Origin of the sequence: Pseudomonas mandelii, assembly GCF_002251635.1 — a bacterium.
Classification (GTDB): Bacteria; Pseudomonadota; Gammaproteobacteria; order Pseudomonadales; family Pseudomonadaceae; genus Aquipseudomonas; species Aquipseudomonas mandelii_B.
The window spans coordinates 1-6,580 of sequence record NZ_NMOJ01000028.1; the positions used below are offsets into that span (position 1 = coordinate 1).

Below are 6,580 nucleotides of genomic sequence, written 5' to 3' on the forward strand. Positions count from 1 at the left end.
CAGCTTCCCTATCTGTTGACTGATCCACCGCTATCGCAGGCAAGCCAGCTCCCACAAGAGTTTATGGTGTGTCAGGAGGTGAACAGTCCAGCCATTGCCTTCAGCCGTTTTTTGTACACCCGCCGCGCCTCCAGCGCTTCTTCCAACGTCACCGCCACAAACCCCGCCCGTTGGTTCGGCTGCATCTGCCCGATCAAGTCCAGGTCCGCACTGATCACCGTGCCGATCATCGCGTAGCCACCGCCCGACACCGCATCCCTGTGCAGCACAATCGGTTCCAACCCCGCCGGCACCTGGATCGAGCCTATCGGGTAACAGCTGTCGACGATATTCGACGGGTCGGACCCCGCGCCAAACGGTTGCTCACGAGGCTGAAAGCTCAACGCGCTGCCGCCTTTGAAGCGATAGCCGATGCGGTCCGCCTCGGAACCCACGGTCCACGGCTCGGCAAAAAAACTGCTCTTGGCCGCGTCTGTCAGGCGCTCGTAATACAGGCCCGGCACCACGCGCAACGTCACGTCACCACCAACTGAACGCCGCAGCGCCATCGGCAAACTGTTGCCCGCACGGCCCCGGCCGCTCGGCTCACCTATCGGCAGTTCATCCCCTTCCTGCAAGCGCCGCCCCTGGAACCCACCAAGTGCACCGAGGGTGTACGTCGAGCGACTGCCGAGCACCCGCGGCACATCAATGCCACCGGCCACTGCCAGATAAGTCCGCGCGCCGGCCTTGGGAAACTCAAAGCGCAAGACCTGCCCGGCACGCACCTGGAACGCGGTGTCCTGGTGCACCACTTCACCGTCCAGGCGCGGCGACATGAGCGCACCGCTGAGTGCCACCAGCGCGTCCTGTCGGAACTCAAGTTCAGGGCCGATCAAAGTGCATTCCAGGCCCGCCGCACCACTCGGATTGCCCACCAGATGGTTGGCCGCACTCAACGCGTATTGGTCCAACGCGCCCGACGGCGGAATGCCCAAGTGGTAATAGCCTTCGCGGCCGAGGTCCTGCACGGACGTGGCGAGGCCGGGTTTGAGGATTTTGATCATGCCAGCGCCTCCTGCAGGGTTTTCGGATAGCCGACGGGGTCGGCGAGAAAGGCGTCGAGGGAAAATTCCACCGGGCGGATGCGCAAGTCGAAACGCCCTGCATCCACCTCGGCAACCGCCAGGTCATAGGCCTCGCGGTCCATGGGTTTGAACTGCACGATGTCACCGGGCCGAAAGAACACCATGTGTTCCTTGAGGTACGCCAACTGCTGGGCCGGGTCGTAGATGGGTGCCGGGGTCACCCCAAACATCTGGTAACCGCCGGCGCCGCGCACCGAGTAGATGCAGCCAAAACAGCCACCATGGCCGAGGGTCAATTTGGGCGTGTCGGTGCGCGGGCGCAGGTACTTGGGCACCTGTAATTGCCGTTCACGCTCGACCATCTGGAACATGAACGGCAGGCCCGCGACAAAGCCGACCATCGACACAAACCACGGCGCGCCACTGTGGGCGGCGATAAACGCGTCGACGTCAGCCAAGCCATTGATGCGCGCCGCGTATTCCAGATCAGTGCCTGTGGGGTCTTGATGCCGGTCGCGAAAACGCATCAGGGTTTCATGGGTCCACGGGTCGTTATAGAGCACCGGGATTTCGATGATCCGCGTGTGCAAGGTGCGTTCGGCCACCGCCTGGGCTTCAGCGCTCTGCACGGCGTCGAGCAGCACATGCGGCGCGATACGGTCGGGGTCGAAGCGAATCTGGAACGATGCATTGGCCAGGCACACGTCCAGCACGCCTTCCAGCGCCAGGCGCTCCACGGCGCGGGTCACGGCCATGCCTTTGAAAAAGGCCTCCAGGGACATGCTGTCGCTGACCTCGGCAAACAGGTGTTCATCACCGCCGAAGCTGTAGCGGATGGGGGACGTTTGAGCCATGTCTGTTCCTCTTGGAATCATTGTAGAAAGGCAGGCAAAAAGTACAGGTTGGACCTTCTTATTGAGGCGTTTTGCTCCAGCAGTACGCCGTGCAGGGACAAGGTGCTGGCCATGCCAGTGAGCGTGGTTCGCCTTACCGCAACCCGCGCTCGGGCCAGGGCTTCGGCGCGATCAGCGCCATGCACGATCAGCTTGGCCAGCAGCGAGTCATAGTACGGCGGCACACGGTAGCCTTGATACAGATGAGTATCGACGCGAATGCCCTCACCCTGCGGCCAGATCAGTTCCTCGACCAGCCCCGGGCTGGGAAAGAAATCCCGCGCCGGGTCTTCAGCGTTCAGGCGCATTTGCAGGGCGGCGCCGTTGAGCTGGATATCACTTTGCTTGAAGCCCAGCGGTTCACCCCCGGCAATGCGCAACATGGCCTGGACCAGATCGATGCCGGTGATTAATTCGCTGACCGGGTGCTCAACCTGAATCCGCGTATTCATCTCGATAAAGAAAAACTCGCCGGTGGCGTCGTCATACAGATACTCCAGCGTCCCGGCGCCCTTGTAGCCGAGGGATTCGGTCAGGCGCACGGCGCTGGCGCAGAGGGTTTCCCGTTGCTGCTGACTGAGGACCGGTGACGGCGCTTCTTCAAAGATTTTCTGCCTGCGACGTTGCAGGGAACATTCCCGCTCAAACAAATGCACGGCGTGCTGACCGTCGCCCAAGACCTGCACTTCAATGTGCCGGGCCTTGCTGATAAACCGCTCCAGGTAAACCGCGCCATTGCCAAACGCGGCCTGGGCTTCACGCTGTGAGCGGGGAAACTCTTCTGTCAGTTGCTGGGCGTTTTCCGCCAGGCGAATGCCGCGCCCGCCCCCACCGGCCGAGGCTTTGATCAACAGAGGGAAGCCCACGGCTTCGGCGGCCTCAAGCGCCGATTCGACGTCGAACAATTCACCGGGGGAACCCGGCACCACCGGCACGCCAGCGGCTTGCGCAGTGCGTCGGGCCTCGGCTTTGTCGCCCATGCGCCGAATCGTGTCCGGGCTCGGGCCGACGAAAATGGCGCCGGCGGCAAGGACCGCTTCGGCAAAATCGGCGTTCTCCGAGAGAAAACCATAACCGGGGTGTACTGCATTGGCGCCGGTGGTTTTCAAGGCACCGAGCAACGCTTCGACGTTCAGGTAACTTTTATCCGCACGGGCCGGGCCGAGGATGTGGACCTCATCGGCCATGCGCGCGGCCTGGGAATCGACGTCTGCCTCGCTGCATGCCGCAACGGTGGGGATCCCCAACGCTTTGGCGGCGTGGATAATCCGCACGGCGATCTCGCCACGGTTGGCAATCAATAATTTACGAATACCTTGAGTCATGATCGCGCCCTCACTCGTCGTCGAGTGTTGCGACGACCTGACCCGGTTCCACCGGATCGCCGTCTTCTACCAGGAATGCGCTGAGGCGACCGGCCTTTCCGGCGGTCAGTTCGGAAAACTGCTTCATGACCTCGATCAGGCCAATCACCGTGTCGGCACTGACCTGCGCGCCCACCTCGACGAAGTTCGCCGATTCAGGAGTCGCTTTGCGGTAGAAGGTCCCGGGCAACGGGGTGATTACAGGGTGTTCGGCCATGTCTGTTCCTCTTGGAATAGTTGTAGAAAGGCAGGCAAAAATCTCTTGGAATCATTGTAGAAAGGCAGGCAAAAAGTACAGGTTGGACCTTCTTATTGAGGCGTTCTGACGACAATGCCCGCCTGGTCCAGGGCTTCGCGGGTGGCCTCCACCAGTTCGAGGGCGCCAGGGGTGTCGCTGTGCAGGCAGATGGAATCGAATTCGATCAACAGGTCTTCGCCTTCCACGGTGCGTACGCGCCCGGTCTGACAGGCACGCAGGACCCGCGCCGCGACGGTGGCAGGATCAAGCGCGCGCACAGTCCGCGTAAATACAATGGAGCCGCTCAGATCGTACTCACGGTCGGCGTAAAACTCGCGCACCACCGGTTGCCCAAGCTCCTTGGCGACGCGCCAGATGACCGAGTTGGGCATGCAGTACAGCAAGAGTGTGGGCTCAATGATTTGCAGGTTTTGCACCAGCAGCCGGGCGGCTTCTTCGTCGCGGGCCAGGTGCATGTAGAGCGCGCCGTGGGGCTTGATGTGTTGCAGCGTGACGCCTTGGGCGCGGGCGATTTCGCGCAGGGCGCCGAGTTGGTAGAGCATGTCGTCCACCAGCTCCTGGGCCGGTGCATTGATATGCCGGCGGCCAAAACCCACCAGGTCGCGAAAGCCCGGATGCGCGCCGATGGCCACGCCGAGTTGCCTGGCGCGCGCAACGGTACGGCGCATGGTGCCGGGGTCGCCGGCGTGGAAACCGGTGGCGATATTGGCCGAGCTGATATAGGCCATCAGCTCCGCGTCAACGCCATCGCCGATGGTCCAGGGGCCGAAGCCTTCGCCCATGTCTGAATTGAAATCCACTGCCTGCATCGGGAATTGCTCCGCCAAAGGTGATGCCAGGAAAGTAGGCTGGGGCTTGACCCCTTGGGAAGATCTATTATCAGATGGCCTATCTTCTGAAAAACAGATAAAGCCATGTCCCTGACGTTGCGCCAAGTCCGCTACTTTATCGCCACCGCCGAAATCGGCCAGATTTCCCAGGCGGCGATTCATCTGAACATCTCCCAGTCGGCGGTGACCACGGCGATCAAGGAGTTGGAGGCGATGCTCGGCGTGCAGCTGTTTGTGCGCTCGGCCCAGGGCATGAACCTGACCGACGCCGGGCGGCACTTTCTCAACCGCGCCTACGTGATCGTGCGCAGCGTGGATGACGCACTGAACAGCCCGCTGCCGGACTACCGCGCCAGTGGCGTGCTGCGTGTCGCCGCCAGCTACACCGTGCTCGGCTATTTCCTGCCCCACCACTTGCAGCGCATGGAGCACTGGCACCCGGACGTGACCATCGAGGTGTTCGAACAGGAACGCCAGGCCATCGAACACGGCCTGCTCGACGGCCAGTTCGACATGGCCGTGGTGCTCACCGCCAACCTCACTCACCCGGATATCGTTTCCGAAATCCTGTTCAATTCGGAACGCCGCCTATGGCTGCCCAGCCACCATCCCTTGTGCGAGCGCGGCGCCGTCAGCCTGGCCGATGTGGCGCAAGAACCTTACATCCTGCTCACCGTCGATGAAGCCGAACACAGCGCCATGCGTTACTGGGAACAGGCTGGGCAAACGCCCAAGGTGCGGCTGCGCACCAGTTCGGTCGAGGCCGTGCGCAGCATGGTTGCCAACGGCAGCGGCGTGGCGATTCTGTCGGACCTGGTGCACAGGCCGTGGTCCCTGGAAGGCAAACGCATCGAAACCCTGACCGTGACCGACCCGGTAGCGCCCATGAGCGTCGGCTTGGCCTGGCATCGCGAACGCGCATTTACCCCCGCCATGCAGGCCTTTCGGGACTACTTCCACGACGCCTTCCTCGCGCCGCAACAATTGTCGGCACGGCGTTAGAGCTGCGATTGCAACGTGGCGGCCAGCCAATCCATAAAGACCCGCACCCGCTGCGGCATGGCTTTGAGTTGTTCGCTCATCGGCATGTTCAGGTTCATTCCTTTTGGAGGAATCGGTGATTGAAACCACTTGGTGTATAGCCTTGCAAATTCGCCCGACTCCATCAGACGGGTTATGGTGCCATCGACCAATTGCTTGAATTCAGGATCATCTTTGCGAAGCATGCAGCCGTAGGGTTCGACTTGCAGCGCATCACCCACGACTTCGAGCGAATCAGGATTTTTCGAGTTCGCCATGAGGCCAAACAGCAGGATATCGTCCATGGCAAACGCCACGGCACGATCATTTTCAACCAGCGCCATGGAGTCGTCATAGTCTTTGCCCAAGACGACCTGTACGTCTAGATTGTTGTCGGCACTGTATTGGCGAAGGACCTTCTCGTTCGTGCTGCCAACGGTACTGGCGACAGTCTTCTTTGCGAGATCGGCGTAGTTCTTTATGCCGGAGGTCTTCTTGGTCAACAGGCGCGTGCCTGTGTAGAAATGGCTAATTGCAAAAGCCACATCCTTGCCACGGGCAGCGTTGTTGGTGGTGGATCCGCACTCCAGATCGTATGTGCCATTGACCAGCAACGGAATGCGGGTTTGCGAAGACACTGGAATGTGAGCCACTTCCAGGTTCGGCTTGTTGAGCTTCCTGCGCACATCATCAACGATGGCATCGGTTAAATCGACTGAGAAACCTACGGCTTCGGCAGGACTGATCAAGTAGCTGAAAGGTACCGACGCCTCCCGGTAAGACACGGTGATTATGTTACTGTCGGAAACTTTTTCGAGTGTCTGCGAATTCGCGGGAGATGCAATGGCGGACAAGCCTGCGGCGAGGATTGTCGTTGCTACGAAATATGAGGTTTTCATGGGACACCCTTGAAAGTATGAAAAAGGCAAAGACATCTCAAAACACACTGAAAAACGTAAAGGATGTGAGCACCAATTTCCGGCGTGTCTACGAAACGTTATTGCCAACACTACGCCCAGGGACGGTAGATACTTTGCGCCAGATCAGAAAACCGAGGCATGTGCGAGATCGAACGAATTCCATCGCGATGTTCAGGCGGCAGCTTTATCGGGGGATTACTTCGCGAAATGCCGACACGTCTGGNNNA

7 protein-coding genes are annotated in these 6,580 nt (G+C 60.4%); 1 reads left to right on the forward strand and 6 read right to left on the reverse strand.

Annotation, left to right across the window (positions count from 1 at the left end; translation table 11 throughout):
• Positions 1–71: 71 nt before the first annotated feature.
• The 5 genes from B7L09_RS04400 to B7L09_RS04420 form a co-directional block, all read right to left on the reverse strand.
• Complete coding sequence (locus B7L09_RS04400; protein WP_064453828.1) at positions 72–1,046, reverse strand: 5-oxoprolinase subunit C family protein; 975 nt, start codon at positions 1,044–1,046, stop codon at positions 72–74.
• Positions 1,043–1,921 (reverse strand): 5-oxoprolinase subunit B family protein, encoded by an 879-nt coding sequence (locus B7L09_RS04405; RefSeq protein ID WP_064453829.1) that lies wholly within the window; start codon positions 1,919–1,921, stop codon positions 1,043–1,045. Before B7L09_RS04405 ends, B7L09_RS04400 begins: the two co-directional genes overlap by 4 nt.
• 17 nt (positions 1,922–1,938) lie before the next feature.
• Positions 1,939–3,285: an acetyl-CoA carboxylase biotin carboxylase subunit gene (locus B7L09_RS04410; protein WP_094467883.1), complete on the reverse strand. Its 1,347-nt coding sequence runs from the start codon at positions 3,283–3,285 to the stop codon at positions 1,939–1,941.
• 10 nt (positions 3,286–3,295) lie between these two features.
• Entirely contained in the window at positions 3,296–3,541 is a 246-nt protein-coding gene (locus B7L09_RS04415; protein ID WP_010459264.1) for an acetyl-CoA carboxylase, read from the reverse strand.
• Positions 3,542–3,633: 92 nt separating this feature from the next.
• A complete protein-coding gene (locus B7L09_RS04420; protein ID WP_064453830.1) occupies positions 3,634–4,392 on the reverse strand; it encodes a 5-oxoprolinase subunit PxpA in 759 nt (252 codons plus the stop codon).
• A gap of 105 nt (positions 4,393–4,497) precedes the next feature.
• Here B7L09_RS04420 and B7L09_RS04425 point away from each other — a divergent pair, with 105 nt between their 5' ends.
• On the forward strand, positions 4,498–5,415 hold the full coding sequence (locus B7L09_RS04425; protein WP_053257656.1) for a LysR family transcriptional regulator: 918 nt from the start codon (positions 4,498–4,500) through the stop codon (positions 5,413–5,415).
• Here the strand turns inward: B7L09_RS04425 and B7L09_RS04430 are convergent.
• A complete protein-coding gene (locus B7L09_RS04430) occupies positions 5,412–6,332 on the reverse strand; it encodes a transporter substrate-binding domain-containing protein (RefSeq protein ID WP_255141757.1) in 921 nt (306 codons plus the stop codon). The genes B7L09_RS04425 and B7L09_RS04430 overlap by 4 nt on opposite strands.
• Positions 6,333–6,580 lie beyond the last annotated feature (248 nt).

Bases quoted from the DNA above. Each gene is read 5' to 3' on its own strand.
- B7L09_RS04430 (WP_255141757.1), bottom strand. From the start codon at position 6,332: ATGAAAACCTCATATTTCGTAGCAACGACAATCCTCGCCGCAGGCTTG.
- B7L09_RS04420 (WP_064453830.1), bottom strand. From the start codon at position 4,392: ATGCAGGCAGTGGATTTCAATTCAGACATGGGCGAAGGCTTCGGCCCC.
- B7L09_RS04425 (WP_053257656.1), top strand. From the start codon at position 4,498: ATGTCCCTGACGTTGCGCCAAGTCCGCTACTTTATCGCCACCGCCGAA.
- B7L09_RS04415 (WP_010459264.1), bottom strand. From the start codon at position 3,541: ATGGCCGAACACCCTGTAATCACCCCGTTGCCCGGGACCTTCTACCGC.
- B7L09_RS04400 (WP_064453828.1), bottom strand. From the start codon at position 1,046: ATGATCAAAATCCTCAAACCCGGCCTCGCCACGTCCGTGCAGGACCTC.
- B7L09_RS04405 (WP_064453829.1), bottom strand. From the start codon at position 1,921: ATGGCTCAAACGTCCCCCATCCGCTACAGCTTCGGCGGTGATGAACAC.
- B7L09_RS04410 (WP_094467883.1), bottom strand. From the start codon at position 3,285: ATGACTCAAGGTATTCGTAAATTATTGATTGCCAACCGTGGCGAGATC.